Annotated in this window: 25 protein-coding genes; 5 read left to right on the forward strand and 20 right to left on the reverse strand. The window is 62.0% G+C overall.

Features of this window, described 5'->3' with window-relative positions:
- Positions 1–30: 30 nt before the first annotated feature.
- Positions 31–1,026, forward strand: a complete 996-nt coding sequence (locus CTATCC11996_RS23350) for a Bug family tripartite tricarboxylate transporter substrate binding protein (protein ID WP_003081250.1) — start codon at positions 31–33, stop codon at positions 1,024–1,026.
- Positions 1,027–1,237: 211 nt separating this feature from the next.
- Here CTATCC11996_RS23350 and CTATCC11996_RS23355 read toward each other — a convergent pair whose 3' ends face one another.
- The 5 genes from CTATCC11996_RS23355 to CTATCC11996_RS23375 form a co-directional block, all read right to left on the reverse strand.
- Positions 1,238–1,975, reverse strand: coding sequence for an amino acid ABC transporter ATP-binding protein (locus CTATCC11996_RS23355; protein ID WP_003068099.1), 738 nt, complete (start codon positions 1,973–1,975; stop codon positions 1,238–1,240).
- Between the two features lie 143 nt (positions 1,976–2,118).
- On the reverse strand, positions 2,119–2,790 hold the full coding sequence (locus CTATCC11996_RS23360; RefSeq protein ID WP_003068096.1) for an amino acid ABC transporter permease: 672 nt from the start codon (positions 2,788–2,790) through the stop codon (positions 2,119–2,121).
- Between the two features lies 1 nt (position 2,791).
- Positions 2,792–3,544, reverse strand: a complete 753-nt coding sequence (locus CTATCC11996_RS23365; protein ID WP_003068095.1) for an amino acid ABC transporter permease — start codon at positions 3,542–3,544, stop codon at positions 2,792–2,794.
- A gap of 113 nt (positions 3,545–3,657) precedes the next feature.
- A complete protein-coding gene (locus CTATCC11996_RS23370) occupies positions 3,658–4,557 on the reverse strand; it encodes a transporter substrate-binding domain-containing protein (RefSeq protein WP_003081253.1) in 900 nt (299 codons plus the stop codon).
- A gap of 430 nt (positions 4,558–4,987) precedes the next feature.
- Positions 4,988–5,938: a LysR family transcriptional regulator gene (locus CTATCC11996_RS23375; protein ID WP_003081255.1), complete on the reverse strand. Its 951-nt coding sequence runs from the start codon at positions 5,936–5,938 to the stop codon at positions 4,988–4,990.
- A gap of 425 nt (positions 5,939–6,363) precedes the next feature.
- On the opposite strand from CTATCC11996_RS23375, the gene CTATCC11996_RS23380 reads away from it, so the two are divergent.
- The 3 genes from CTATCC11996_RS23380 to CTATCC11996_RS23390 all read left to right on the forward strand — a co-directional run bounded on the left by CTATCC11996_RS23380 (position 6,364) and on the right by CTATCC11996_RS23390 (position 9,427).
- Positions 6,364–6,927, forward strand: a complete 564-nt coding sequence (locus CTATCC11996_RS23380) for a TRAP transporter small permease (protein WP_003081257.1) — start codon at positions 6,364–6,366, stop codon at positions 6,925–6,927.
- On the forward strand, positions 6,924–8,222 hold the full coding sequence (locus tag CTATCC11996_RS23385; RefSeq protein ID WP_003081258.1) for a TRAP transporter large permease: 1,299 nt from the start codon (positions 6,924–6,926) through the stop codon (positions 8,220–8,222). The genes CTATCC11996_RS23380 and CTATCC11996_RS23385 overlap by 4 nt, the downstream gene beginning before the upstream one ends.
- Before the next feature lie 167 nt (positions 8,223–8,389).
- Positions 8,390–9,427 (forward strand): DctP family TRAP transporter solute-binding subunit, encoded by a 1,038-nt coding sequence (locus CTATCC11996_RS23390; RefSeq protein WP_003081260.1) that lies wholly within the window; start codon positions 8,390–8,392, stop codon positions 9,425–9,427.
- 289 nt (positions 9,428–9,716) lie between these two features.
- Here the strand turns inward: CTATCC11996_RS23390 and CTATCC11996_RS23395 are convergent, their stop codons facing one another.
- From CTATCC11996_RS23395 to CTATCC11996_RS25990, 9 genes are all read right to left on the reverse strand, one after another.
- A complete protein-coding gene (locus tag CTATCC11996_RS23395) occupies positions 9,717–10,658 on the reverse strand; it encodes a 2-hydroxyacid dehydrogenase (RefSeq protein WP_003081263.1) in 942 nt (313 codons plus the stop codon).
- Positions 10,659–10,751: 93 nt separating this feature from the next.
- Positions 10,752–11,720: a PDR/VanB family oxidoreductase gene (locus CTATCC11996_RS23400; protein ID WP_003081266.1), complete on the reverse strand. Its 969-nt coding sequence runs from the start codon at positions 11,718–11,720 to the stop codon at positions 10,752–10,754.
- 30 nt (positions 11,721–11,750) lie between these two features.
- Entirely contained in the window at positions 11,751–12,830 is a 1,080-nt protein-coding gene (locus CTATCC11996_RS23405) for a Rieske 2Fe-2S domain-containing protein (RefSeq protein WP_003081269.1), read from the reverse strand.
- A gap of 14 nt (positions 12,831–12,844) precedes the next feature.
- Positions 12,845–14,200 (reverse strand): MFS transporter, encoded by a 1,356-nt coding sequence (locus tag CTATCC11996_RS23410; RefSeq protein WP_003081273.1) that lies wholly within the window; start codon positions 14,198–14,200, stop codon positions 12,845–12,847.
- Positions 14,201–14,372: 172 nt separating this feature from the next.
- Positions 14,373–14,852: a MarR family winged helix-turn-helix transcriptional regulator gene (locus tag CTATCC11996_RS23415; RefSeq protein WP_003081275.1), complete on the reverse strand. Its 480-nt coding sequence runs from the start codon at positions 14,850–14,852 to the stop codon at positions 14,373–14,375.
- Positions 14,853–14,960: 108 nt separating this feature from the next.
- Positions 14,961–16,037: an aromatic ring-hydroxylating dioxygenase subunit alpha gene (locus CTATCC11996_RS23420; protein ID WP_003081278.1), complete on the reverse strand. Its 1,077-nt coding sequence runs from the start codon at positions 16,035–16,037 to the stop codon at positions 14,961–14,963.
- A gap of 69 nt (positions 16,038–16,106) precedes the next feature.
- On the reverse strand, positions 16,107–16,871 hold the full coding sequence (locus CTATCC11996_RS23425) for a GntR family transcriptional regulator (RefSeq protein WP_003081279.1): 765 nt from the start codon (positions 16,869–16,871) through the stop codon (positions 16,107–16,109).
- Between the two features lie 180 nt (positions 16,872–17,051).
- Positions 17,052–18,881, reverse strand: coding sequence for an ABCB family ABC transporter ATP-binding protein/permease (locus CTATCC11996_RS23430; RefSeq protein WP_003081285.1), 1,830 nt, complete (start codon positions 18,879–18,881; stop codon positions 17,052–17,054).
- Positions 18,839–19,330, reverse strand: coding sequence for a hypothetical protein (locus tag CTATCC11996_RS25990; RefSeq protein WP_172590564.1), 492 nt, complete (start codon positions 19,328–19,330; stop codon positions 18,839–18,841). The genes CTATCC11996_RS23430 and CTATCC11996_RS25990 overlap by 43 nt, the downstream gene beginning before the upstream one ends.
- Positions 19,331–19,542: 212 nt before the next feature.
- Between CTATCC11996_RS25990 and CTATCC11996_RS23440 the strand changes: the two genes are divergently transcribed.
- Positions 19,543–20,013, forward strand: a complete 471-nt coding sequence (locus CTATCC11996_RS23440) for an acyl-CoA thioesterase (protein ID WP_034350189.1) — start codon at positions 19,543–19,545, stop codon at positions 20,011–20,013.
- Between the two features lie 65 nt (positions 20,014–20,078).
- Here CTATCC11996_RS23440 and CTATCC11996_RS23445 read toward each other — a convergent pair whose 3' ends face one another.
- The 6 genes from CTATCC11996_RS23445 to CTATCC11996_RS23470 all read right to left on the reverse strand — a co-directional run bounded on the left by CTATCC11996_RS23445 (position 20,079) and on the right by CTATCC11996_RS23470 (position 25,545).
- Entirely contained in the window at positions 20,079–20,726 is a 648-nt protein-coding gene (locus CTATCC11996_RS23445; RefSeq protein WP_034350192.1) for a bactofilin family protein, read from the reverse strand.
- A gap of 241 nt (positions 20,727–20,967) precedes the next feature.
- Positions 20,968–21,480 (reverse strand): thioesterase family protein, encoded by a 513-nt coding sequence (locus CTATCC11996_RS23450; protein WP_034350194.1) that lies wholly within the window; start codon positions 21,478–21,480, stop codon positions 20,968–20,970.
- 176 nt (positions 21,481–21,656) lie between these two features.
- Positions 21,657–22,451, reverse strand: a complete 795-nt coding sequence (locus tag CTATCC11996_RS23455; protein WP_003081290.1) for an enoyl-CoA hydratase — start codon at positions 22,449–22,451, stop codon at positions 21,657–21,659.
- A gap of 46 nt (positions 22,452–22,497) precedes the next feature.
- A complete protein-coding gene (locus CTATCC11996_RS23460) occupies positions 22,498–23,331 on the reverse strand; it encodes an acyl-CoA thioesterase (protein WP_003081291.1) in 834 nt (277 codons plus the stop codon).
- Between the two features lie 37 nt (positions 23,332–23,368).
- Positions 23,369–24,334: an alpha/beta hydrolase family protein gene (locus CTATCC11996_RS23465; protein WP_003081293.1), complete on the reverse strand. Its 966-nt coding sequence runs from the start codon at positions 24,332–24,334 to the stop codon at positions 23,369–23,371.
- A gap of 14 nt (positions 24,335–24,348) precedes the next feature.
- Complete coding sequence (locus tag CTATCC11996_RS23470) at positions 24,349–25,545, reverse strand: acetyl-CoA C-acyltransferase (RefSeq protein ID WP_003081295.1); 1,197 nt, start codon at positions 25,543–25,545, stop codon at positions 24,349–24,351.
- Positions 25,546–25,662 lie beyond the last annotated feature (117 nt).

Consider the following 25,662-nt stretch of genomic DNA (forward strand, 5'->3'; position numbering starts at 1 on the left):
CCGCTAGCCAGTCCCATCCAGGAGACATCCATGCACCCTCAACCGTACCACCTGCGCCGCTGCCTGGCCCTCGCCGCAGCGCTGGCCTCCGCCACCTGCGGCACCGCCCATGCGCAAGGCACCGCCGGCTACCCCAGCCGGCCCGTGACCCTGATCGTGCCCACGGCGGCGGCCGGCGGCACCGACACCATTGCCCGCCTGTTCGCCGACGCGCTGGGCAAGGCCATGAAGCAGCCCTTCGTGGTGGACAATCGCCCCGGCGCCAACGGCATCATCGGCGTCGATTCCGTGGCCAAGGCCCCGGCCGACGGCTACCGCCTGCTGTTCACCTACGCGGCCACCATGGCGGTCAACCCCAGCCTCTACCGCAAGCTGCCCTACGACCCGCTCAGGGACTTCGTCCCCATCGCCCAGATCGGGCGCGGCGGCAACCTGCTGCTGGTCAGAAAGGACCTGCCCGTCAAAACGCTGCAGGAATTCGTGAGCTATGCCAAGGCTCATCCCGACACGCTCAACTACTGCTCCTGGGGCCTGGGCTCGGGCGGCCACCTGACCATGGAAAGCCTGAAGAAGCAGGCCGGCATCACCATGACCCACATCCCCTACAAGGGCTCCAGCCCCTGCGTGCAGGACATCATGGGCGGGCAGGTGGATGCGGGCTTCGGCGACACCTCCTCCACCGTGGAACTGGTCAAGGCCGGCCGCGTGAAGGCGCTGGCCCACAGCAGCTCGGGGCGGCTGCCGTCCCTGCCCGAGGTGCCCTCCATGACCGAGGCCGGCTACCCATTCAAGAACTACTCGTGGTACGGCATCTTCGCGCCGGCCAAGACCCCGCCGGCCATCGTCGCGCGGCTCAACGAGCAGGTGCTGCGCGCGCTGCGCGACCCGGCCCTGATCCAGCGCATGCGCGAACTCAACTTCTCGGACCTGCCGCTGACCACGCCCGAGCAATTCACCCAGACCCTGCGCCAGGACCTGGACGACTGGAGCCAGCTGGTCAAGGAAACCGGCGTGCAGCTCGACTAGCGCGCGCCAGCCAGGCCGCGCCTGATGCAGACAAATTCACATTAAAAATAGGAGCTGTCATCGCTCACCAGTCAATAAATCTGAATACTTTCATGTCTATATTTGTTGATTGACAAGCGATGTCAGCTCATCTTTTTTTCAAACCTTCTCATGACCGGAGCATGAAAAAAGGCGCTCACGAGGAGCGCCTTGGGCCCAGAGGGCAGCAGCATCAATGCTGCAGGATCTTGTTGAGGAATTCCTTGGTTCGCGGCTGGCGGTTTTCGGGATGGCCGAAGAACTCTTCCTTGCTGCAGTCTTCCAGAATCTTGCCGCCCACGTCCATGAAGATCACACGGCTGGCCACCTTGCGCGCAAATCCCATTTCGTGGGTCACGCACATCATGGTCATGCCTTCGTTGGCCAGGCCCATCATCACGTCCAGCACTTCGCCGACCATTTCGGGATCCAGTGCCGAAGTGGGTTCGTCGAACAGCATGACGATGGGATCCATCGACAGAGCGCGCGCAATGGCCACGCGCTGCTGCTGACCACCGGAGAGCTGGCCGGGGAACTTGTCCTTGTGAGCGGTCAGGCCCACGCGGTCCAGCATCTTGAGGCCACGGGTCTTGGCGTCGGCAGCACTGCGGCCCAGCACCTTCATCTGTGCGATGGTCAGGTTCTCTGTCACCGACAGGTGGGGGAACAGCTCAAAGTGCTGGAACACCATGCCCACGCGGCTGCGCAGCTTGGGCAGATTGGTCTTAGGATCGTGCACTGCCGTGCCGTCCACAAAGATCTCGCCCTTCTGGAAAGGCTCCAGCGCATTGATGGTCTTGATCAGCGTGGACTTGCCGGAGCCCGAAGGGCCGCACACCACCACCACCTCGCCCTTGTTGATATTGGTGGAGCAATCGGACAGCACCTGAAAGCTGCCGTACCACTTGGAAACGTTCTTGAGTTCAATCATTTTTCACTCCGACTTTTGTCAGTGATCCATCGCAGCGCCTGCAACGGGCTCGGTCAGGCCAGGGACGGCCAGCAAGGGCCGCCCCGCAGCCGAGGCCGTCGTCCCCCTTGAGGGGGAGGGCGCGAAGCGACTCAGGGGGTGTTTCATCGAATAATGGCAATCTTCTTGTGCAGACGCTTGACGAACCAAGACAGTGCAAAGCAGATCACAAAATAGGTCACGGCAGCCGCCAGATAGGATTCGATGGGTCGGCCGAAGTTCTTGCCGGCGATTTCGAAGCCCTTGAGCATGTCGTAGGCACCGATCGCATAGACCAGCGAGGTATCCTGAAACAGGATGATGGTCTGGGTCAGCAGAACGGGCAGCATGTTGCGGAAGGCCTGAGGCAGCACCACCAGACGCATGTTCTGACCATAGGTCATGCCCAGCGCCTGGCCGGCAAACACCTGTCCACGTGGAATGGACTGAATGCCGGCACGCATGATTTCAGAGAAATATGCTGCTTCGAACGCCACAAAGGTGATGATGGCCGAAGTCTCCGCACCGATGGGCTTGCCGATCAGCATGGGCATCAGCAGGAAGAACCACAGAATCACCATCACCAGCGGGATGGAGCGCATGCCGTTGACATAGATGGTGGCAGGCAGGTCCAGCCACTTCTTGCCCGACAGGCGCATCAGCGCCAGCAAGGTGCCGAAGAAGATGCCGCCCAGCGTGGCGATCACGGTCAGGGACACGCTGAAATACAGCCCCTTCAGCACAAAGTTGCTGAACAGGTCCCACGAGAAAAACGACCAGTCGAGGTTGAGATTCATATCAGTGGCCTCCACCGCTGGCTGCAATCAGGCCGGGAACGCGAGAACGCTTCTCGATGAAGGCCATGATGCGGTTGATGATGAAGGCAGAAATCACATACAGACCTGTCACAGCCATATAAATTTCGACGCCACGGGCTGTCTCTTCCTGGGCCTGCATGGCGAACATGGTCAGTTCGGCCACGGACACCGCAAACGCCACGGACGAGTTCTTGAACACGTTCATGGCCTCGCTGGTCAGCGGCGGAATGATGATGCGAAACGCCATCGGCAGCAGCACATAGCGGTAGGTCTGGAAGGTCGTGAACCCCACGGCCATGCCGGCATACCGCTGGCCCCGCGGCAAAGCCTGAATACCGGAGCGCACCTGCTCGGCAATACGGGCAGAGGTGAAGAAACCGATCGCAAACACCACCAGCACAAAGCCCGGCAGGGACTTCATTGCAGGGAAAATGGCCGGAACCACGTGGTACCAGATGAACACCTGGACCAGCAACGGAATATTGCGGAACAACTCCACCCAGGCATTGCCCAGGCGCACTATCCACGGACGATCGGGCAAGGTACGCAAGGTACCAATGACTGCGCCCAGCACCAGAGCGATGACCAGCGACAGCAATGCCACCGACACGGTCCAGCCCCAGGCCGACATCATCCAATCCAGATAGGTGATGTCACCGTTCTTGCCAAAACAACTCTGCCCGACCTCTTGGGTAATGGTGTCCTGACAGAACACCTGCCAATCCCAACTCATACGAGCACCTCTTTCATTCTTGGTTTATGAGGGCAAACGCTCACACCGGCCCTCGCAACAAAAAAGCCCCTTCTAACCGCTTGGCAGAAGGGGCGGTACACCTATAGGCGGGATTACTTGACTTCGTAAGCTTCCATGGGCTTGTCGTTGGGGTGAGCCCACGCATCCTTGGTCGCTGCCGACAGTGGCAGACCCACCTTCACGTTGTTGGGAGGAATGGGCTGCAGGAACCACTTGTCGTACAGCTTGGTCAGAGAACCATCCTTGATCTGACGCACGATGGATTCGTCCACAGCCTTCTTGAAGGCGGGATCGTCCTTGCGCATCATGCAGGCGATGGGTTCCACCGACAGCACTTCACCCACGATCTTGTAATCGTTGGGAGCCTTGGACTTGGAGATATTGGCGGCCAGGATGGAGCCGTCCATGATGAAGGCATCGGCGCGGCCGGTTTCCAGCATCAGGAAGCTGTCGGCGTGGTCCTTGCCCATGACTTCCTTGAAGGTCAGGCCGTCAGCGCGCTTGTTCTTGCGCAGGGTCTGCACGGAAGTCGTACCCGTCGTGGTCACGATGGTCTTGCCGTTCAGGTCCTTGATGCCGGTGATGCCGGAGTTGGCACGGGTGGCAATGCGCACTTCTTCCACATAGGTGGTGAAGGCGAAGGCTGCATCCTTCTGACGAGCCGTGTTGTTGGTGGTGGAGCCGCACTCGATGTCCACGGTGCCGTTCTGCACCAGAGGAATACGGTTTTGCGAGGTCACGGGCTGGTACTTCACTTCCAGCGCGGTCAGGCCCAGTTGCTTCTGGATGTCCTTGAGAATGCGCTCACCCATTTCGGTATGGAAGCCTACATATTTGCCATTGCCCAGCGTATAGCCCAGGCCGGACGATTCACGCACGCCCAGAGTGACGCTGCCGGAGGACTTGATCTTGGCCAGGGTGTCATTGGCCTGGGCAAACACGGTGCCAGTTGCCAGTGCGGTTACGGCGATGGCCAACAAATGCTTCTTCATACGGATCTCCTATTGGTAAGGACCAAAAACGCTTGCCACTCCTTAACGCATCGCCCTTTGTGAGGGTGGACAGGTTGCGTTAACAAATGTACTGCACACATTGTGCAGTCATGAAGATGGCTGAAATGCAATCATTTCTAAGACTTTTCCCGTAGGTGATTCAGGAACGCAACCACCTACTCACAGCCTCAATCTTGTGTTGCAAAGCAGCACCTCTTTTTGTGCAAGCTGCGAACTCTAATGCTTTCGTGATTTCACAAGCCAATGCCGATGGCAAAAATCCTTATGCGCAACTTGCATATTCAGTATTAACCCGATGCATAACATTAGGGTTTTCACCAGTAAAACACCTGAAATCACGACAAGCTGGTCACACAAGCAAAAAAAGGGCCAATTGGCCCTTTTGGAAGAAAAGCAACACTCGATCAGGTTACACAGCCTTGACCTCGCCACCCGCAATCTCGCCCTGCTCCTTGAGGAAGTTCCAGAGCGCAGCCGCTCCTCCCTGCGGGGCATCACCCGTGGGTTTTTCCCGATAGGCCCGCACTTCCATGTCCATCTGAAAACCAGTCACACCTTCCGGCACTGCACGCACCAGTCGACCGGACTCCAGATCGCCGCGAACTGCGCTGTAGGGCAGAAAGGCCACGCCATGACCTTCCAGCGCCATGGCCTTGAGGCCTTCGGCCATATCGGTTTCATAGACGCGCTCCAGGTGCACGGCCTCGGCCGCCTCCTTGAGGATCAGCTCCGTCACCCGCCCCAGATAGGCACCAGCGGCATAGCCCAGGTATGGCAGCGGCTGACCCTGACGGCCGGGCAGGACAAAGATGGGGTTGCCGTTCTCGTCCGGCTTGGAGTAGGGAGCCAGCACCTCATGCCCCAGGCTCACCATCTCATAGCGCGAAGGGTCCAGCTGGAAGGGCTGGGAAGAGTGGTAGTAGGCAATCAGCAGATCGCAGCCACCTTCCACGAGGCGCATCACCGCATCGTGCACATTGAGTGCGAACAGACGGCTGCGGAAGGGGCCGAACTTCTCGTGCACGGCCGAAACCCAGTTCGGGAAGAACGTGAACGCCAAAGTATGCGGAACGGCAAAGCCCACCATGCCCTTGCCCGCACTGACGTGGGCACGCAACATGGTTCGGGTGCTCTGCAAGGACTGCAGTATCTCCAGCGCCTGCTCGTACATGGTCTTGCCTGCTGGCGTCAGGCGCGTCGGATACGAGCTTCTGTCGACCAGATCGGTTCCCGCCCAGGCCTCCAGCGCCTGGATACGGCGCGAGAACGCAGGCTGCGTAACGTGGCGCAGCTGGGCCGAGCGGCTGAAACTGCGGGTTTCAGCAAGGCTGACAAAATCTTCAAGCCATTTGGTTTCCATAGACTCTCATTATCCGCTGCCCTGCACCAAAGCTGTGCAACGGAGGTAATCCTTGTTGGCTAGTCAACGGGACCAATCACAGACTCGACGATGAGCCATGCCTTGGTCGCCAGATCCTAGGGTAATGCCTGCCGCCGGACGTAAGCCCTGCGACATAGATACCTTGATAATATTTGTTCACATCTATCCGGTGTGTCTACTCGCTCCAAGCCATCCCGGCGCACAACGCCGTGAAGGTCAAGGAACAACATAAGGACTTACGCAAACAAGAATGCAACAACGGCCTGCCTCCTGAGGCAATCGTCTTGCCTGAACCCGTTTTGCGTAAGTCGTGAACATAAGGGCATTCTCATCGAGTGCGCGCGGATCACGCCATTCAGGCGAGCTGCCCTGACTCCTGTGTGTTTTTCTGACTTTCCGCGTTCATGTCCTCCACTCCTCCCGAGACCGATGGTGCAGCCGATACCGGCGCGCGCCCGGACGAGCCTCGCTCCCTGCGCATTGAAGACTGGCTGACCGTGATCATCATGGCCGCTCTGGCCCTGATCACGTTTGCCAATGTGCTGGTGCGCTACTTCACCAACTCCTCATTCGCCTGGACGGAGGAAATCTCCGTCTTTCTGATGATTTTGCTGGCCCTGGTCGCAGGCTCTGCCGCCGTGGCGCGCAATCAGCATATCCGCATCGAGTTCTTCTCGGACAGCGGCTCCGTCCAGCGCCGCAAGGCTCTGGCCCGGTTTGGCTCTCTGATGGTGGCGCTGCTGTTTGCCATCATCGCCGTGCTCAGCGTGCGCGTGGTCTGGGACGACTTCCGTTTCGAGGAGACCTCGCCCGGCATTGGCGTACCGCAGTGGTGGTATTCGATCTGGCTGCCCGTGGTATCGGCACTGATCACGCTGCGCGCCATCGGCCTGTTCATCCGCCAGGGCAGGCCCGGTGCCTTCCCTGACGTGCCCGTGGAAAAAGACCACAGCAAGGAGATCGCATGATCGCCACCTTGCTGTTTGTGGCCTTTCTGGGCCTGATGTTCATCGGCGTGCCCATAGGTGCGGCCCTCGGTCTGGCCGGTGCTGCGGCGATCGCCCTTGCCAATGCCGATACGCAGTGGTTCGGCCTGCTGGCCGTGCCGCAGAATTTCTATGCCGGGCTGGGCAAATATCCGCTGCTGGCCATTCCCATGTTCGTGCTGGTGGGCTCCATCTTCGACCGCTCGGGCGTTGCCCTGCGCCTGGTGAACTTTGCCGTGGCCATCGTGGGCCGCGGCCCCGGCATGCTGCCGCTGGTGGCGATTGCTGTGGCCATGTTCCTGGGCGGTATCTCCGGCTCCGGGCCGGCCAATGCAGCGGCTGTGGGCGGCGTGATGATTGCCGCCATGAGCCGCGCCGGCTATCCCAAGAGCTTCTCGGCCAGCGTGGTCGGAGCGGCCGCAGCGACGGACATCCTGATTCCGCCTTCGGTGGCTTTCATCATCTACTCGGTGCTGGTGCCAGGCGCTTCGGTGCCGGCCCTGTTCGCGGCCGGCATGATTCCCGGCGTGCTGGCCGGTATCGCGCTCATCATTCCCGCCGTGTGGATGTCGCGCAAGCACAAGATGGGCGCGCTCGAAGCCTCCATGCCGCGCCCGCCGTTCTGGAAGAGCCTGCGCGAGGCCTCCTGGGGTCTGGCAGCTCCGGTGCTGATTCTGGGCGGCATGCGCATGGGCTGGTTCACCCCCACCGAAGCCGCCGTGGTCGCCGTGTTCTACGGGCTGTTCGTCGGCATGGTGATTCACCGCACCATCGGCGTGCGCGACCTCTTTCCGATTCTGCGCGAAGCGGGGGAGCTGTCGGCAGTGATCCTGCTGGTGGTGTCGCTGGCCGGCATTTTTGCCTTCTCGCTGTCCACCCTGGGCGTGATCGATCCGGTGGCCAATGCCATCGTGAATTCCGGTCTCGGCGAATACGGCGTGCTGGGCCTTTTGATTCTGCTGCTGATCACCGTGGGCATGTTCCTGGACGGAATCTCCATCTTCCTGATCTTTGTGCCGCTGCTGCTGCCCATCATGAATCACTACCAGTGGGATCCCGTCTGGTTTGGCGTGATCCTCACGCTCAAGGTGGCACTGGGCCAGTTCACGCCGCCGCTGGCCGTGAACCTGATGGTCAGCTGCCGCATTGCGGGCGTGCGCATGGAGTCCACCGTGCGCTGGGTGGGCTGGATGCTGCTGTCCATGTTCGCCGTGATGATTCTGGTCATTGCCTTCCCGCAGCTCGCACTGTGGCTGCCCGCAAAGATGGGGTACTAGCACCCCTGAGCGGCTTTGCCGCTTCCCCTCTCTCTTCGGGAGGGGACGACACCAGCGCGGCGGGGCGGCCCTTGCGCGGTGTCTGCTGAGATGGGCCGTGCTTATTCAATGTGCAATGCATCTAACAAGCAAAGCATTTTTTCGTTTCTAAAAGGGAGACAAACCAAATGAAACTTCGTACCTTCCTCGCATCCGCCGTGGCCACCGCCGCCGCACTGGCTTTTGCATCGCCCATGGCTATGGCCCAGGCCAAGTACAAGAGCGAATACCGCATGTCCCTGGTGCTGGGCACGGCCTTCCCCTGGGGCAAGGGCGGCGAGCTTTGGGCCGACAAGGTGCGCGAGCGCACCCAGGGCCGCATCAACATCAAGCTCTACCCCGGCACCTCGCTGGTGCAGGGCGACCAGACGCGTGAGTTCTCCGCGCTGCGCCAGGGCGTGATTGACATGGCCGTGGGCTCGACCATCAACTGGTCGCCCCAGGTCAAGTCGCTGAACCTGTTCTCCATGCCCTTTCTCTTCCCCAACTTCAAGGCCGTGGATGCCGTGACCCAGGGCGAAGTGGGCCAGGAAATCTTCAAGACCCTGGAAAAAGGAGGCGTGGTGCCTCTGGCCTGGGGTGAGAACGGCTACCGCGAAATCTCCAACTCCAAGCACGCCATCAAGACGCCTGCCGACCTCAAGGGCATGAAGATCCGCGTCGTGGGCTCGCCCCTGTTCCTGGACACCTTCACGGCCCTGGGCGCCAACCCCACGCAGATGAGCTGGGCCGATGCCCAGCCAGCCATGGCCAGCGGCGCCGTGGACGGCCAGGAGAACCCCATCGGCGTGTACATGGCGGCCAAGCTGCAGTCCGTGGGCCAGAAGCATCTGACCATGTGGGGCTACATGAACGATCCGCTGATCTTCGTCGTCAACAAGGACGTGTGGGCCAGCTGGACACCGGCTGACCAAGCCATCGTCAAGCAAGCCGCGCTGGATGCCGCCAAGGAAGAAATCGCCATCGCTCGCAAGGGCCTGGTCGAGGCAGACAAGCCCCTGCTCAAGGACCTGACCGGCCTGGGCGTGACCGTGACCACGCCTAACGCTGCCGAGCGCGAAGCCTTTGTCAAGGCCACGCGCCCCGTCTACGACAAGTGGAAGAGCCAGATCGGCGCACCGCTGGTCGACAAGGCCGAAAAGGCCATTGCAGCCAGCCAGAAATAAGCTCCCCCTGAGCCGCTACGCCTAGGCGGCCCCGCGGCTTCCCCCTCTCTCTTCGGGAGGGGGACGACACCCTCGCTGCGGGGCGGCCCTTGCTTGGTGTCACTGGTTTGGTCCGCGCCAGCTTCATGGCGCCGCAGATAGTAAAAATCCCCGCCAGAGCGATCTGCGCGGGGATTTCTTATTGCTACGTATATCGAAGCTGATAGCGCTTATTACCAAATGGTTTCAATAAAGAAGTTATCTGAAATACCTAAGAATTAAGCGCAGGCAGCTTTCAATTCAATAGCACTCAGATCGGCGAAACCAAGGGCTTGCCATCCAGATGGCAGCGCATATTGGCGATGAAGCGGTCCACCGAGTTCTGCACCGCCTCGGGCGACCAGCCGCCCACATGGGGCGTCAGCACCACGGCGTCCAGATCGATGAGCTGCTGCGGCGGCAGCGGCTCGCTTTCGTAGACATCCAGCCCGGCACCGGCCAGACGGCCTGCGCGCACGGCTTCGGCCAGCGCCTCGGTATCGACCACCGAGCCGCGCGCGATATTTACCAGCACGCCTTTCTCGCCCAATGCCTCGAGCACCTCGGCATTGATCAGATGGCGGGTGCCAGCGCCTCCGGGCGTGGCCACCAGCAGCACATCGGCCCAGGCAGCCAGCGCCAGCAGATCGTCAAAGTAGCGGTAGTCAACGCCCTCGCGCGGCTTGCGGTTGTGATAGCCGACGGGCATGTCGAAGGCGGCCGCGCGCCTGGCGATCTTGGCGCCGATTTGGCCCAGCCCCACGATGCCCAGGCGCTTGCCCGAGACATTGGCCGGCAGCGGCAGGGCCGAGCGCCAGATGCCGGCACGCGTGGCCTTGTCCAGCTTGACGATGCCGCGCACCGCAGCGATCAGCAGACCCATGGCGTGGTCAGCCACGCAGTCGTCGTTGGTGCCCACGCCGTTGCCGACGGCAATCCCGTGCGCCTTGGCATAGGCCACATCGATGTTCTCGTAGCCCGCGCCCATGGCGCAGACCAGCGAAAGCCCGGGCATGCGCTGCATCTGCGCGGCCGACAGGCCCGTCGCGCCAATCGTGCACACACATTGCACGCGCGCGCCGTGGGCGGCGATTGCGGCCTCGGCCTGATCGGCCTCGGGCGCATAGATCACATCAAAGTCGGCAAAGGTCTGCTCCATCTGCTGCAGATGGGCGGGGACCTGGAGATTCAGAACTAGCAGGGCAGGCTTCATGGCGGGAACGCGGCGCTTTCATGGAAAACGCCTATTTTGAGCAGGCTGCGCCAGCCCTGCCCGCGCATGGTCAAAGCCTGCCCGATCCGCGGGTCACAGATCCAGCACCAGGCGGCCGGACCTGGCACGCGAGCAGCAAGGCAGGAACTGGTCGTTGGCCGCCTGCTCGTCTTCTGTCAGATACATATCGCGGTGATCAGGCTGGCCCGAGATGACGCGCGTCAGGCAGGTGCCGCAGACGCCCTGTTCGCACGAGGTCTGAACGCAGACGCCGATGGACTCCAGCGCCTGCACCACGGTCTGCGCCGGCGTGACGCGCACCACCTGGCCGCTGCTGGCGACCTCCACCTCGAAGCTTTCGTCGTCGGCCCGGTGCTCCACCTCGGCGGCAAAGAACTCGTAGTGCAGCTGCTCGGCAGGCCAGCCCGCCTCTCGCGCTGTGTCGAGCACGGCGTCCATGAAGCCCTTGGGTCCGCACACATACAGATGCTGACCCTGCTCTCTTTGCTGCAGCAATTCGCTCAAACCCAGCGACGACTTTCCATTCACGTCATCCACATGGATCTGCGCCTTGTCAGCCCATTGCGCAGTCTCGATGGTCTGGGCAAACGCCATGCGCTCGCGCGAGCGGCCGCAGTAGTGCAAGGAGAAATCTGCACCATCACGCGCCAGCTTGCGCGCCATGGCAAGAATCGGCGTGATGCCGATGCCGCCTGCCAGCAGCAAATGCTTGCGGGCCGGCGCATGCAGCTCGAAATGGTTGCGCGGGAGGCTGATGGTGATCTGCTGGCCGGCCTGCAACTGCTCGTGCACAGCGGCCGAGCCACCGCGCGAGGCAGGCTCGCGCAGCACGGCAATCACATAGCGATCCAGCTCTGCCGGATCGTTGCTCAGCGAATACTGGCGCACCAGCCCACCAGGCAGGTGCACATCGATGTGCGCACCCGCACTGAACGGAGCCAGGCTGCTGCCTTCCAGAGCCCGCAACTCCAGGCTGCAGATACCGGCTGCCTGCTCCTGCTTGTGCGCAATGCGCACCTCGAACGTGGTTTCACTCTTCATCTCGGATACTTCTCTTTTGCTTGTGCGGTGCTAGGCCAGCGCCTGCGAGGCTTGCGCGCCGGCCTTGCGCAAGCGCTCGATCACGCGCCGCGCACGATTGGGACCCACATCCACGTGGATATCCACCACGGCGCGTGAGCCAAAGCGTTGCTGGTTGCGGAACTGGGCTTCGATGACCACCTTGTCTTCTTCGAAAGTGGCCGCCGTCTGATCGATCACCAACTGTGTCGTGTCCTGCATCTGCGGATGCGGATTGGTCGCAATCGTCCAGAAGTAATGCGCGCTGGTCTCCGTCTCCGGCGTCACGCCGTGAAAGCCGCGCATATGGAATCCTTCGCGCGCCGGGTTGTCCAGCCTGTCCTGGCCCGCATCCATGGCACCGGTCCAGATACGCACATGCGAGGGGTGGAACTCCACTTCCTGCCAGCGGTCGATGCGGCCCTGAAAAGGCCAGGCCTGTGCATAGGTGGGCGGGGGATCGGAATCCGGCATCCAGCGCACCACCTTCACGCTGTCCCCGTCCTGGCTGACCTTGAGATCCGCGTTCATATGTACCCTGGCGTTGCCGCCGATGGTCTTGAGGTGCACATAGCCCAGATGGCTCAGATCCAGCAGGTTGTCGTGGATCAGCTGATACGGTGCGTCGTAGTGATAGACGCCACCGCCAAAACGATATTGCGGGTCGCTGTGCACGGCATAGGCAGGCGGCTCCGTGTCCGGCACGGAGTCCGGTGTCGCGCCCATCCATATCCAGAGAATCTGGTCGCGCTCGCGCAGCTCGAAGGACTTCACGCAGGCCTTGGCTGGAATCCTTTCCTGGCCCGGTATTTCGAGGCACTGCCCCTCATGGCTGAAGAGCAGGCCATGGTAGCCGCAGCGCAGACCCGCAGCTTCCACCGTGCCGCAGGACAGCGGCAACTCGCGGTGGCAGCAGCGATCCTCAAGCGCAGCGACCCGGCCATCTGCCGTGCGGAACAGGACCACCGGCTGACCCAGCAAGGTGCGCGCCACCGGCTGGTCCTTCAGTTCCCAGGCAAAGCCCGCTACATACCATTGATCCAGCGGAAAGGCCGGAGCAGTTGCGCTCATGGTTTGAGAAATCTGGTTCATCGAAGTCTCCCTGCTCAATGAGCGGCCACTGTTTCGGACGTGACGCGACTGTGCGCGACCTGCGGACCGGCAATGCGGTGCATGGACACGATGACGGCAGCCAGGACAAACGCCACGCCATAACCCAGGTACAGCTGATCGGGCGACCAGGACGCATCCAGCAGGCCGCCGGCCACCAGCGGCGACACAATCGCACCGATGCGGCCGATACCGATGCCCCAGCCCACACCGGTGGCGCGCACATCGCTGCCGTAGACCACTGGCGCAATCGCATAGAGGCCGGCCACGCAGGCATTCACGAACACGCCGATCAGGAAGGCCAGCGTGTACGACATCCACAGCGCACCGGAGCTGCCAACCAGAAAGCACAGCAGCACTGCCGTCACCAGCATGAAGACTGCCAGCGCACGGTGAATCGCAAAGCGCGCCGCCAGCAGGCCCAGCAAGGTCGCGCCCAGAATGCCGCCCAGGCTCAGCAGCACGCCCGTGGTCACGCCCTGCTCAGGCGTCAGGCCCGAGGCCGCCAGCAGCTTGGGAGTCCAGCTCATCACGAAATAGAAGCCGAACATCACCGAGAAGAAGGACAGCCAGACCAGCACCGTGGGGCGCAGCAGCTTGGGAGACAGCAGCTGCAAAGGCCCCATGCGCTTGCTTTCACCGCTGCCTGCCACCACGGCCTGAGGCAGGGAGCCCAGTGCGGGCAGGCCCATCTTGCGGATCAGTGCATTGAGACGCTGCAGCGCATTGGCGGGCCGCTTGACCAGCAGAAAGTCCATGGACTCCGGCAAGGCAAACCAGGCCAGAACCAGCACCGCCAGCGTGGAGAAGCCGCCGAACATGAAGACGGAACGCCAGCCATGGTGGGCCAGCAGCCAGACCGCGATACTGCCGCCAATGGTCGCGCCCAGCGCGTAGCCGGTCGATTGCAGCGTGACCGCCAGACTGCGCCAGCGCAGCGAGGCATATTCGCTGGCAATCACGTTGCTGCACGCCAGAATGCCGCCCACGCCCAGGCCCGTGATCACGCGCAGCACCGCCAGCTGCGTCGGCGTCTGGCTCCAGGCTGAAGCCAGCATGCCCAGCCCTGACACTGCAAGGCACAGCAGTATCAGGGGACGACGCCCCAGCTTGTCGGCCATGGGCGCCAGCAGCAGCGAACCTGCGGCCATGCCGAAGAGGCCGGCACTGAGCAAAAAACCCAGCTCCGAGCCGCTGAGCTTCCAGTGCCCGGACACCGCCGAAGCCGTGAAGGCCATCACCAGCACGTCAAAACCATCGATCATGTTCAGGGCCATGCATACCGCGATGACCGACCATTGGAAGGTCGTCATGGGCCGCTGGTCCAGATGCGCGCGCAAATCCTGTTCCATCGTTGTCTCCTTGTTTTTTATCATTCATTCAGCATACTGAATCACATTCAGTTTACTGAATGAACTCTTGATCCAGCACAAGTAAATTCCCTAGTCGTGCCGGTTCACCGCCTGTTCACCGCCGACTCTGGCCAGCGTGATCGTGGTGAAGCCGCCGCGCCAGAACGGGCTGCTAGCCGTTGATCGCCGCTTGCTCGCCGGCTTCAGTGCTGTCGTGCAACTGCACGAACTTGCGCAGCAGACGCTTGAACTCCGCCTGCTCCTCGGGCTCCAGCGCGGAAAGCATGCGCTGCTGCAGCTCGTAGACATTGGGCACGAACGCGGCCAGCATGGCTTCGCCCTCGGTGGTCAGACTCAAACGGCGCTGACGCCTTGGCAGCAGCTCGCGATGAATCCAGCCCTTGCTTTCCAGACGCGCAGCGATATCGGCTGTGGTCGAGTTGTCCAGCGCGACAAGACGCGCCAGCGTCACCTGGTCGATGCCCGGAGACTCCTGCAGCATGCGCAGGATGGCGTATTGAACCGGCGTCACATCGGGTCCCAGCACTTCTCGAAACAGCAGCGCAGCAATCTGCTGGGCTCGTCGAATCAGATGACCTGGCTGGTCGTAGAGATCCAGGGAAAGCGGGTTGGGTGTGGTGGGCGATTCCATGCAGCAGCGTAGCAAGGGCAGCGCTGACTATGGACAGCGCTGACTCCGATTCGGGGAGCTGCAAGATTACTCCATCTACAGACATGATCTGCCCCTACCTGCCGCCGCTCAAGCCAGCGCTGCAACGCGCGACTCGTTTTTCTCTTCGTCGATCAGGCGCTCGATGATCTTGCGCGACTGCACACCGCCGGCATCGATATTGAGCTTGAGCAGCTGACGCTGCGGATAGTCCTCAAGATTGCGCTGCTGCAACTCCAGCATCTCCAGGTCTTCGCTGAAGATCTTGTGCTGGCCCTGCTTGATGGCCGCCGTCACCGATGCATCGCCGGGGTTGAACTTGCGCGCCATGCCCCAGAAGTACCACATGCTGCCATCGGTCTCCGGAGTGATGAAGTCCACCACCATGCTGTAGACCTTGTGCTCGTCCGCGGCGTCATAGCCGCCCTTGCCGGCATGCGCCACACCGACTTCGATCAGCACATGGCTGGGAGGGGTGAAACGGCAGACCTGCCAGCGGTCCACAGGCACGTCATCGGCCAGGCCATTGCTGCGCAATGCCATCTTCCAGAACGGAGGCGCCTCGATGTTCTCCATGAAGCGGCTGGTGACCACTTCGCTGTCGCCTATGACCTCGGTCTTGCAGGGCGTCTCGTCGATCTCGGCCTGACCAATGCTGCTGGCATGCACATAGGTCTCATGGGTCAGGTCCATGAGGTTGTCGATCATCAGGCGATAGTCGGCCTTGATGTGAAACAGCCCGCCGTCATAGGCCCACTCGGGGTTGTCATGCCATTGCAGATCCGGGATCAGCGCTGCATCGGCCGCATCCTTGTCACCCGGCCAGACCCAGACAAAGCCGTAACGCTCCTCCACCGGGTAGCTCTTGATGGCAGGAAAGCCGCGCACGCGCTGGCCGGGCATGGCAACCGTCTTGCCGTCGCAGCCCATCTCCAGCCCGTGATAGCCGCAGACCAGCTTACCTTCGCAGACGCGGCCCAGCGATAGCGGCGCTCCGCGGTGCGGGCAGAAGTCTTCGACGGCGGCCATCTTGCCTTCCAGGGCGCGGTAGAAAACCATGCGCTCACCACAGATCTGGCGCCCCAGCGGCTTGTCCGTGACTTCGGCCGCCGTGGCAGCGACGTACCAGGTGTTGCGAGGATAGGTAGGCTGTGCTTGCTTGCTCATCGTGGAGTCTCCTTGTATTTATCGATCGGGGTCGGGTCCGGGCACCGCCTGCTGCGCCACGGACCGGCATCAGCGACTGGCGCGAATCAGTTGCGCACCGGGCACACGCGTGGTCTCGGGCGAGCGCATGGCTTCGCGCAGATTGCGCCGCGCAATGCGCGAGTGCTCTTTCATCAGCGCCTCGGCACGCGCGCCTTCGCGGTGCTCGATGGCGTCTATCACTTCGCGGTGCTGCTCCTGCGCCAGGACCAGGCTGCGCAGCGCACGCGGCGACTCGGAGTCGGCCACCACAAAGCCCGAGGGGGAGGCAAAGGGCAGGCGCTTGACCCGTTCCAGCTCGCGCTGCATGAAGCTGCTGCCCGACATCTCCAGCAAGATGTCGTGAAATTCGGAGTTCAAGGCCACATAGGCTGAAAACGCCTCGTCGCCCCAGTTCTGGGCATCCAGCACACGGTCGATGGCATCCAGACAGCGTGCGGCTCTCGCCAGCAGGGCTTCATCGACCCCGCGCTCGGCCGCCATGCGCGCAGCCAGACCTTCCAGCGTACCGCGCAGCTCGATGGCGTCCGACACATCGGCTTCGGACAGCACGCGCACCTTGTAGCCGCGCCCGCCGGACGTGGCCTCCAGCATGCCCTCCTGCTCAAGCCGCATCAGCGCTGCACGTATGGGAGTGCGGGAGATGCCCAGACGCTCGGCCAGCACCAGCTCGGAGATGCGCTCTCCGGCCGCCATCTCGCCGGCAAGAATCATTTCGCGCAGCTGCAGCTGCGCCTTCACGACCTGGGAATGGTTTTCTTCCGCTGCAGCAGCGGTGGCAATGGAGGGTGGCATGTCTCGCGGGGCATTTAGTTCTTGGTAGACGGAAGAAATGTATACATAAAAATCAAAAAACAGCGAATTAATTGCAAATTAGAGGGTAAACACCTATCAACATGTATACATAAAAGCAAGACGGCCAAAAAAAGCCACCCGAAGGTGGCTTGTCGAACGTCTGGCGAAAGGTGACCGCACTCAGGCGGGTATCTCCGATGACTCCGCCTGGTTGAGCTGCATATTCCACATGCTGGAGTAACGCCCGCCAGCGGCCAGCAGCTCCTCGTGCGTGCCGCGCTCGATGATTCGGCCGCTGTCCATGACCAGGATTTCATGCGCTTCGACCACGGTGGACAGGCGGTGGGCAATGACCAGAGAGGTCTTGCCCTGCGCCGCGCTGCGCAGCTCGTTCTGGATGGCGCGCTCGTTGGCGCTGTCCAGTGCCGAAGTCGCTTCGTCGAAGATCAGAATCGGCGGGTTCTTGAGCAGGGTGCGCGCAATCGCCACACGCTGCTTTTCACCGCCCGAGAGCTTGAGGCCGCGCTCGCCCACTCGCGTGGCATAGCCCTGGGGCGTGCGCTCGATGAAGTCATGGATGCGCGCAGCCTTGGCCGCTGCAACCACCTGTTCCTGCGTGGCGCCCGGTTGCCCATAGGCAATGTTGTAGGCCACCGTGTCGTTGAACAGCACCGTGTCTTGCGGAACGATGCCCACACAGTGCCGCACACTGCTCTGAGTCACCGTGCGGATGTCCTGTCCGGCAATGCGCACATGGCCGCCCTGCACGTCATAGAAGCGAAACAGCAGACGTGCCAGCGTGCTCTTGCCCGAACCCGAGGGACCGACCACTGCCACGGTCTTGCCCGCAGGAATGGTGAAGCTCACATCGTGCAGGATGGGGCGCGCGCTATCGTAGGCGAACTGCACGTTTTCAAAGCGCACTTCGGGCGGCGGATTGTCGATCTGCAAGGGCTGAGCGCCAGGCGCATCGGCCACTTCGCGCTCCTTGTCCATGAGCGTGAACATGCGGTTCAGGTCAGTCAGGCTCTGCTTGATCTCGCGGTAGATCACGCCCAGGAAATTCAGCGGAATGTAGAGCTGAATCATGAAGGCATTGATCATGACCAGATCGCCCAGCGTCAGCCTGCCGTCGACCACGCCCTGCGTGGCCCGCCACAGAATGGCCACCAGCGCGGCACCGATGATGAGCTGCTGGCCGCAGTTGAGCATGGACAGCGTGGTCTGGCTCTTGAGCCGCACGCGGCGCAGGTTCTCGAGGTTCTCGTCATAGCGCGCTGACTCGAACTGCTCGTTGTTGAAGTACTTGACGGTCTCGTAGTTCAGCAACGAGTCAATGGCCTTGGTATGGGCCGCCGACTCCTGGGCATTGGCCTCTTTTCTGAAGCGGGTGCGCCATTCCGTCACGGTGACCGTGAAGCCGATATAGAACACCAGCGCGGCCAACGTGATGACGGCAAACCAGATGTCGAAACGCACGGCCAGAATGCCCAGCACCAGCGCCATTTCAATCAGCGTGGGCAAGATGGAGTAGAGCGAATACGAGATCAGCGACTCGGTGCTGCGCACGCCGCGCTCGATGTCGCGCGTCATGCCACCGGTCTGGCGCTCCAGATGAAAACGCAGGCTCAGGGCATGCAGATGCTCGAAGGTCGACAGCGCGATCGAGCGCGATGCCCCTTGCGTGGCCTTGGAAAAGACCAGATCCCGCAGCTCGGTGAACATGGTGGAGGAAAAGCGCAGCAATCCATAGGCCGCCAGCAGACCCACGGGGACCACCAGCACGGCCTGTGCCTGCCCAGGCTTGATATCCAGCGCATCGACCAAGTGCTTGAGCAAGATGGGCACGCCCACATTGGCCAGCTTGGCGCAGATCATGAACGCCAGCGCCGCCAGCGCATGCCATTTGTAGCGCCAGATATAGGGAAAGAGGCGACGCAGCGTGGCGCCGTCTGACTGGTTTGCCGCTACTGCGGCTTCTTCTGGGGTTGCAGGTAACTGTGAACGCATTGTGGGGCTGTGTCGCCCTGCAGGCAGTCGGAGCCGCGGTAGAGGGCGTCTATTTCTATGACGGGAATCTGGGTACCCACGAATTCTGCCTGTCCCGTCACTTTTGCGCTCACCCAGACCAAGGTGAAGGGCTGCAGCAGCTGTCTGTCATACGGGCCGGCACCGCAGGCCTTGAAGAAGCTTGCCTCGCGCGGCCAGGACAGAAAGCCCTGCTCGCTGAACTCGGCATGCAGCACAACCATGCAATCGCGCTGCTCACTGACCGACTCTATGGTACGCAGCCCGCCAGCCCAGCAGACACGCGCATTCAGTGCTCCGGCCTGCAAGGCCTGAGCGGGCGTCATTGACGTGAAAGGCCCGGCCAGCGCTGCCGCGCCGGTCAAGGGTTCCGGATGGCAAGAGGGCTGCACAGCCTGTACAAGTGGCTTGAGCGACGTTGCAGATGTCACATCATCTCTACCCGATACTGGGGCTTTTACCGGATGGCTGCTGCAAGCCGACAGCAGCACACTCAGACCCACACCCATCCACCACAAACACCGTCCCATAGTTACTCCCTACTTACTTGCCCGAACCGTCGTTAGTGGCTTTCTCTGGCCAACATGGTAGAAACCCGATGTTGAGGGACAATTCAATCTTTCCATTCGTGTCACAGATTTCCATGCCCCCCCGTTCGCCCGACCTTCCCAGCGTTGCCCTGCCCGCCGACAAGGAACTGGTTCTCAAAGTCGTGCCCATGCCTGCCGATGTCAATGCCAATGGCGACATCTTCGGTGGCTGGGTGATGGCTCAGGTGGATCTGGCCGGCTCGGTGCTGCCTCAGCGCATCAGCCACACCCGCATGGTGACCGTGGCCGTCAACGAATTCATCTTCAAACAGCCCGTGCGTGTGGGCGACATTCTGTCCTTTTATGCCGGCGTGCAGCATGTGGGTCGCACCTCGGTCGCCGTGGATGTGGAAGTCTTTGCCGAGCGCTTTTCCGACCAGGGCAAATATGTCAAGGTGACCGAGGCCCGCCTGACCTATGTGGCCATAGACGCCACCGGCAAGCCCCAGTCTCTGCCTGATACAGAGCAGACACGCGCCTGGCGCGAGAAACTCCAGGCTCAGGCCGCCGCCGCCAAGAGCTGACATTGTTCAGGCATAAAAAAAGCGACCTCTGAAGGTCGCTTTTTTCATGGGCTGTGCGCAGAGATTCAGACGACTGCAGCGCTACCCGTCGTTTCATTGCTGCTGGCCACAGCCGCCTGGCTGCTGGTGCTGCCGGCACCGCTCTTGCTCCAGGCGGAAGCGGAGGCATTGCTGGAACTGCTGGTGCCGGAACGGGTTCCCGCTTCGATCTGCCCCGTCAACTCGCCACCCTCTTCGATCACCACCTTGCCATAGCGGATCGTGCCGCTGACCTTGCCGGAGCCATAGATCACCAGCTTTTCGCGCACTGTGAGAGTGCCGTCGAACTTGCCGTGGATTTCTGCAATATCGATCTCGGCCGTACCGTGAAACGCACCCTGCTCGGCAATCTTGATGACGCGGGAGTTCATGGTCGCCTCAACCGTTCCTTCCACGACCAAGGTGTCGCAGTCCGTAATTTCCACGCCCTTGAGCTTGATGTTCGGGCCGACGGTCAGCTTGCTGCCACCGTTTTCCTCTGCAAGAGGCGCGGTGGGAGCTGCAGTCGAAGCCGCACGCATGGTGCCGGATGGTGCCGTGCCAAGGCCCGCGTTACTCAGAGAGCTGGCGCCAGATGTCGCAGCGGTATTCGCTGTCGAAAGCCCGGTGACGGAACTGCGTGAAGGAAAGTTATCGTTATCGCGTTTGCCGAAGAACGGGTTTTGCACAGCCATGGCAGGAATCTCCTAGTCAGAAAGTGCCATCCTATGCAGCATAAGTAGCAACATTTACCGTCATCTCGCAATAACGGTAAGCAAAGCTTTCACAAGTTTCAGTTACTTGCATGCATTGCCTGATCTCACACAATGAAAGATTTGGCTGCATCCGGGCAAGCGTTCACTTGCCTGTCTTTGAAGCACTTTTTGCTGCCAGTCCATATTTCACTGGCGCTCTACGCGCTCGTTTCAGAGATCGTCAAGAGACGATATAGGCCGCTGTGCCGGTAGACAGCAGCTCGCCATCCATCGACAGAAACTCCATCTGGGTATTCGCCACCCGCGAGCCCAGGCGCAGAACTCTGGCAGTGAGCAGAAATTCCTTGCCGATGCCGGGGCGCATGTAGTCCACACGCAGATCGATTGTGCCCAGCCGGGAAAAACGATGCAGTCTTTGCGCGGGCGTATCGTCCATATGCTTGGCCGCAATGGCAGCCATCACAGCCAGCCCGCCCATGGAATCGAGGCCTGCGCTGATCACGCCGCCATGAATGCGCTGGTAGGCCGAATGTCCGATCAGATCAGGTCGCATGGCGATATGCCCCTGCACCAGCGTGGGCGTGATCTCGCCGATCTTGAGCCCTATGGTCTGGTTGAAGGCCACGCGCGTTTCAAAGATCTCGCGCAAGCCGGAGATGAACTCCGGCTCGAACTGCACGGACTCGGCAGCATCCTGCGCTGAACTGCGGGACGGTACGGACCTGGATGTCATAGGCAACCTTGAAAAACGGTCAAAGAAAAATCGCCCTGCAACGGGCGATTCTCAGATCGGCACGGCCGCAAGCCGGCGAAGCTGGTCTGGATTCGGCACATGCCGAAATCCGGATGGCGCTTTGGGCAAAACCGCCACCCATCGCTGCGCTCGCCTTGCTGCCGCAATGTCTGACTTCAGCACTGGCTGAAGTCAGGGTGGCGTTTTTCCATGAAGGCCGTCAGTGCTTCCTTGGCAGCGGGCTCGCGCAGCATGCGGGCGAAGACTGCGCCTTCTTCCACGATACGCTCGCCCACTGCCTTGGCCTGGCCGCCCTTCATCAGGCGCTTGGTCTCGATCAGCGAGGACAAGGGCTTGCGCGCCAGCTTCCTGGCCTGGGCCTGTGCCACGGCATTGCATTCGCTGGGAGGCACCACGCGGTTGATCAGGCCCACTTCCAGCGCGGCTTCTGCCATGAAGGGCTCACCCAGCAGCAGTGCCTCGGCGGCGCGGTGGTAGCCCAGCATCTGGGGCAGAAGCAGGCTGGATGCCGCTTCGGGGCATACGCCCAGGTTGATGAAGGGCAGCGAGAAAGCGGCGTTATCGCCGGCATAGACCAGATCGCAGTGCAGCAGCAGCGTGGTGCCGATACCCACGGCCGGACCGCAGACCGCAGCAATCAGCGGCTTGGGAAAGGCCGAGACTTCCTGCAGGAAACGCCACACGGGTGCATCGGCCCCCATGGTATCGGGGGTGGAGGCCTGCTTCAGGAAGTCCGCAATATCGTTGCCTGCGCTGAAGATGGCGATGTCGCCCTGAAACACCACCACACGCACGCCTGCGTCGACCTTGGCGGCAGCCAATGCGTCTGCCATCTGGCGGTACATGGCCTCGGTGAAGGAGTTCTTCTTCGCCGCACGGTTGAAGGTGATGGTGCACACGCCCTCTTCGGTGTGCACCAGGATGTCCTGGCTATCCTGGGTATTGCTCATGATCTTGCCTTGTGAATGATGTGAACAGCTTGCCGGTTTCGGCGCGCTATTCCTTGTAGTAAACAATCTGGTGGCTGGTCGCCAGCATCTGGCCGGACTGGCTCCACAGCTGGGCCGTCTGGTCAAAAAATCCGTTGCGGAACTCCTGCCCGCGCGCCTGCGCCAGCAGCAATCCGTCGCCCGCCTCGGCCAGTTCCTCGCGTCCGGCATGGAAGTAGACCGTGATGGACACCGTGCCCGCCGGCACGCGCCTGGAGCGACGCAGCCACGCCCGCGGAAAGAACACGTCGGAGACCGCAGCCAGCGACGCGAAATCCAGCGGACGCGGCGGATTGTCTCTCACCCAGAGCCGCGTCAGACTGTCGCGCTCGGCTCCGTCCTCCTCACGCGGCAGGATGCCGTCCACAAATCGCATCTCATAGCGTGTCAGCCACTCGGAGGCCTTGAACAACGGCGGCACGCGCTCCACCTCGGCAGCAGCCCGGACCTCGGGCATGGGCATATCGCTGACGCTCCAGGTCTGACGGCGCACCGCGGTCACGGCTGTGGCCGTGGTCACGATCTGCGGCTGGCCTTCGGCATCGGGCTGGGTGAGGGTCAGCAGCCAGTGCTGGGTGGAGCGGTTGGTACGCACCGGCCTGGCCTCGATCTCGAAAGCGCCCGGCCCCACGGCTGCCGCATAGTTGACAGTGATGGACAGCGGATCGCCCAGGCACTGCGGATGTTGCTGAATGGCCTGCACCAGGCTGGCCGCCGTGATGCCGCCATATGGGCCGACCATATTCCAGTAATCGGGCGAGGCCGTTCCCTGGTACTGATTGGGCACTCCCGTAGCGCTCAGCGCCACGGCACGATCAAAGGGGTGGAGGTCTGTGCTCATGATTGGCAGTGTTGCCCAAGGGCGGGAATGAAAGCCGTCAAACAGGTGACTCATGCGGCCCGAACAAGGGTTTGCCTGGGCCGCGGTCACCGTCGCGCCAGCTCTGCAGCAAAGGCAGCAGGGGCTGCCACAGTAGCTCGCGCATCTCTTCCTTGAAATACCCCAGATGGCCTATGCGTCCGGCCGGAGCCAGACCCGGGTCCACACGCTCCAGCGTGCTGGGCGCACTTTTGTACCAGCCCACCAGCGCTTGTGCGCTGGCCAGCGACATCATTTCGTCGTCCTCGAAATACAGTGCATGCAAGGGGTAGTGGGCCGCTGCATAGGCCTCGGCTGCCCAGCGCCCCTCCGCCCCCATGGCATACAGAGGATTCAGACACCAGCGACGCCATTGCCAGATCACGCCTGCCGGCAAATCGCCCACAATGCCCAGCTTGCGTCCGGGAAACGCGCCGTACAAGGCGGTGACCAGCGGGGCGACACCCCACCAGAACAGCCGGATCATGCGCCGGGTGGGCGCCGCGTTGTCGCGCCAGTAGCCGCTGCCGCTGCCCACGGAAAGCAAGCCGTTGATGGGCAGGGGGATGGAGGCCAGGCCCGGCAGTTGCGAGCCCACGCTATGACCGATCCAGATCAGCGGCTGCTCGGGAAACTGCTGCTTGAGATGTGCTGCCACCAGCTCGCAGTCCTTGGCCCAGTCCAGCAAGTCGGCCCTGGCGTCGCGCAGCGGCACCTGCAGCGACAGGCCATGACCACGGTAGTCGAAGGTGGTGACGCCATAGCCCTGCTCCGCGAGCCAGCGGGCAAAGGCCTGGTAATAGCTTTGCTGCACGCCCATGGCGCCAGCCACCACCACCTGCGCCAGCGGCGCTGCCGCCCGGGGCTGACACTGGCGCAGCGCCAGATGGGCCGAGCCCACGGAGATGGGCAAAGCCATCTCCGTCCATTGCACGGCGGCTTGCAGCGGAGCCGACACAGAGGCTTGCGACTGGGCGGTATGCATGGCGGCTGCGGCGTTCAGACGCGCTCGAAGATGCCTGCCGCGCCCTGACCCATGCCCACGCACATGGTCACCATGCCGTACTTGAGTTGCTTGCGCTGCAGCGCATGCACCACGGTGGCGGCACGGATGGCACCGGTTGCTCCCAGGGGATGGCCCAGTGCAATCGCACCGCCCATGGGGTTGACCTTGCTCTGGTCCAGACCCAGGGTGTTGATGACGGCCAGGGACTGGGCCGCAAAGGCCTCGTTGAGCTCGTACCAGTCGATATCGTCCTGCTTGAGACCCGCGTAGCGCAGCGCGGCGGGAATGGCCTCGATGGGGCCAATGCCCATGATGGCAGGCGGCACGCCCTTGCTGGCATAGCTGACAAAGCGCGCCAGCGGCGTCAGGCCAAAGCGCTTGACGGCATCGCCGCTGGCAATGATCAACGCGCCGGCACCGTCGCTGGTCTGCGAGCTATTGCCCGCAGTGACCGTGCCGCGCGCCGCAAACACGGTGCGCAGCTTGGCCAGGCCTTCCAGGCTGGTATCGGGGCGCGGGCCTTCGTCCAGACTCACAGTGCGCGTGCTGGCTACGGTTTCGCCTGTGGCGATGTTCAGAGTACGGTCGGTGACTTCGATCGGCGTGATCTCGGCAGCGAACTCGCCGGCCTGCTGCGCGGCGATCGCGCGGCGGTGCGATTCGAGTGCAAACGCATCCTGCGCCTCGCGCGAGACCTTCCACTGCTGGGCCACCTTCTCTGCCGTCAGGCCCATGCCGTAGGCAATGCCCACATCGCCATCGCGCTCGAAGATGCTGGGCGAGAGGCTTGGCGCATTGCCCATCATGGGCACCATGCTCATGCTCTCCACGCCGGCAGCAACCATCACATCGGCTTCACCGACGCGGATACGGTCCGCCGCCATGGCCACGGCCGACAGACCGGAGGCGCAGAAACGGTTGACGGTGATGCCGCCGATGCTGGTGGGCAGTCCCGCCAGCACGGCACCGATGCGCGCCACGTTCAGGCCCTGCTGGGCTTCGGGAATCGCGCAACCGCAGACGATGTCCTCAATCGCCTTGGGATCCAGGCCAGGCACCTGGGCCAGCGCCGCCTTGAGCGTGGTGGCCAGCAGATCGTCGGGACGGTAGTTGCGGAAAAAGCCCTTGTGCGAGCGCCCGATGGGAGTGCGCGTGGCCGCAACGATATAGGCGTCTTGTACTTGTTTCATGACCAAATTCCTTGGTTGTCTCTTAGCTCTTTAACCTGTGTGCAAGGCTTCAATTGCTTCGCGGCGCATACCAGCAGCCCGAGAGCAAGGGCCGCCCCGCAGCGTTGCTGGCGTCCC

It is taken from the genome of Comamonas testosteroni ATCC 11996 (assembly GCF_000241525.1).
GTDB lineage: Bacteria > Pseudomonadota > Gammaproteobacteria > Burkholderiales > Burkholderiaceae_C > Comamonas > Comamonas testosteroni.

Coding starts and splice junctions, on each gene's coding strand:
- CTATCC11996_RS23350 (WP_003081250.1), top strand. CDS start 31: ATGCACCCTCAACCGTACCACCTGCGCCGCTGCCTGGCCCTCGCCGCA.
- CTATCC11996_RS23355 (WP_003068099.1), bottom strand. CDS start 1,975: ATGATTGAACTCAAGAACGTTTCCAAGTGGTACGGCAGCTTTCAGGTG.
- CTATCC11996_RS23360 (WP_003068096.1), bottom strand. CDS start 2,790: ATGAATCTCAACCTCGACTGGTCGTTTTTCTCGTGGGACCTGTTCAGC.
- CTATCC11996_RS23365 (WP_003068095.1), bottom strand. CDS start 3,544: ATGAGTTGGGATTGGCAGGTGTTCTGTCAGGACACCATTACCCAAGAG.
- CTATCC11996_RS23370 (WP_003081253.1), bottom strand. CDS start 4,557: ATGAAGAAGCATTTGTTGGCCATCGCCGTAACCGCACTGGCAACTGGC.
- CTATCC11996_RS23375 (WP_003081255.1), bottom strand. CDS start 5,938: ATGGAAACCAAATGGCTTGAAGATTTTGTCAGCCTTGCTGAAACCCGC.
- CTATCC11996_RS23380 (WP_003081257.1), top strand. CDS start 6,364: ATGTCCTCCACTCCTCCCGAGACCGATGGTGCAGCCGATACCGGCGCG.
- CTATCC11996_RS23385 (WP_003081258.1), top strand. CDS start 6,924: ATGATCGCCACCTTGCTGTTTGTGGCCTTTCTGGGCCTGATGTTCATC.
- CTATCC11996_RS23390 (WP_003081260.1), top strand. CDS start 8,390: ATGAAACTTCGTACCTTCCTCGCATCCGCCGTGGCCACCGCCGCCGCA.
- CTATCC11996_RS23395 (WP_003081263.1), bottom strand. CDS start 10,658: ATGAAGCCTGCCCTGCTAGTTCTGAATCTCCAGGTCCCCGCCCATCTG.
- CTATCC11996_RS23400 (WP_003081266.1), bottom strand. CDS start 11,720: ATGAAGAGTGAAACCACGTTCGAGGTGCGCATTGCGCACAAGCAGGAG.
- CTATCC11996_RS23405 (WP_003081269.1), bottom strand. CDS start 12,830: ATGAACCAGATTTCTCAAACCATGAGCGCAACTGCTCCGGCCTTTCCG.
- CTATCC11996_RS23410 (WP_003081273.1), bottom strand. CDS start 14,200: ATGGAACAGGATTTGCGCGCGCATCTGGACCAGCGGCCCATGACGACC.
- CTATCC11996_RS23415 (WP_003081275.1), bottom strand. CDS start 14,852: ATGGAATCGCCCACCACACCCAACCCGCTTTCCCTGGATCTCTACGAC.
- CTATCC11996_RS23420 (WP_003081278.1), bottom strand. CDS start 16,037: ATGAGCAAGCAAGCACAGCCTACCTATCCTCGCAACACCTGGTACGTC.
- CTATCC11996_RS23425 (WP_003081279.1), bottom strand. CDS start 16,871: ATGCCACCCTCCATTGCCACCGCTGCTGCAGCGGAAGAAAACCATTCC.
- CTATCC11996_RS23430 (WP_003081285.1), bottom strand. CDS start 18,881: ATGCGTTCACAGTTACCTGCAACCCCAGAAGAAGCCGCAGTAGCGGCA.
- CTATCC11996_RS23440 (WP_034350189.1), top strand. CDS start 19,543: ATGCCCCCCCGTTCGCCCGACCTTCCCAGCGTTGCCCTGCCCGCCGAC.
- CTATCC11996_RS23445 (WP_034350192.1), bottom strand. CDS start 20,726: ATGGCTGTGCAAAACCCGTTCTTCGGCAAACGCGATAACGATAACTTT.
- CTATCC11996_RS23450 (WP_034350194.1), bottom strand. CDS start 21,480: ATGACATCCAGGTCCGTACCGTCCCGCAGTTCAGCGCAGGATGCTGCC.
- CTATCC11996_RS23455 (WP_003081290.1), bottom strand. CDS start 22,451: ATGAGCAATACCCAGGATAGCCAGGACATCCTGGTGCACACCGAAGAG.
- CTATCC11996_RS23460 (WP_003081291.1), bottom strand. CDS start 23,331: ATGAGCACAGACCTCCACCCCTTTGATCGTGCCGTGGCGCTGAGCGCT.
- CTATCC11996_RS23465 (WP_003081293.1), bottom strand. CDS start 24,334: ATGCATACCGCCCAGTCGCAAGCCTCTGTGTCGGCTCCGCTGCAAGCC.
- CTATCC11996_RS23470 (WP_003081295.1), bottom strand. CDS start 25,545: ATGAAACAAGTACAAGACGCCTATATCGTTGCGGCCACGCGCACTCCC.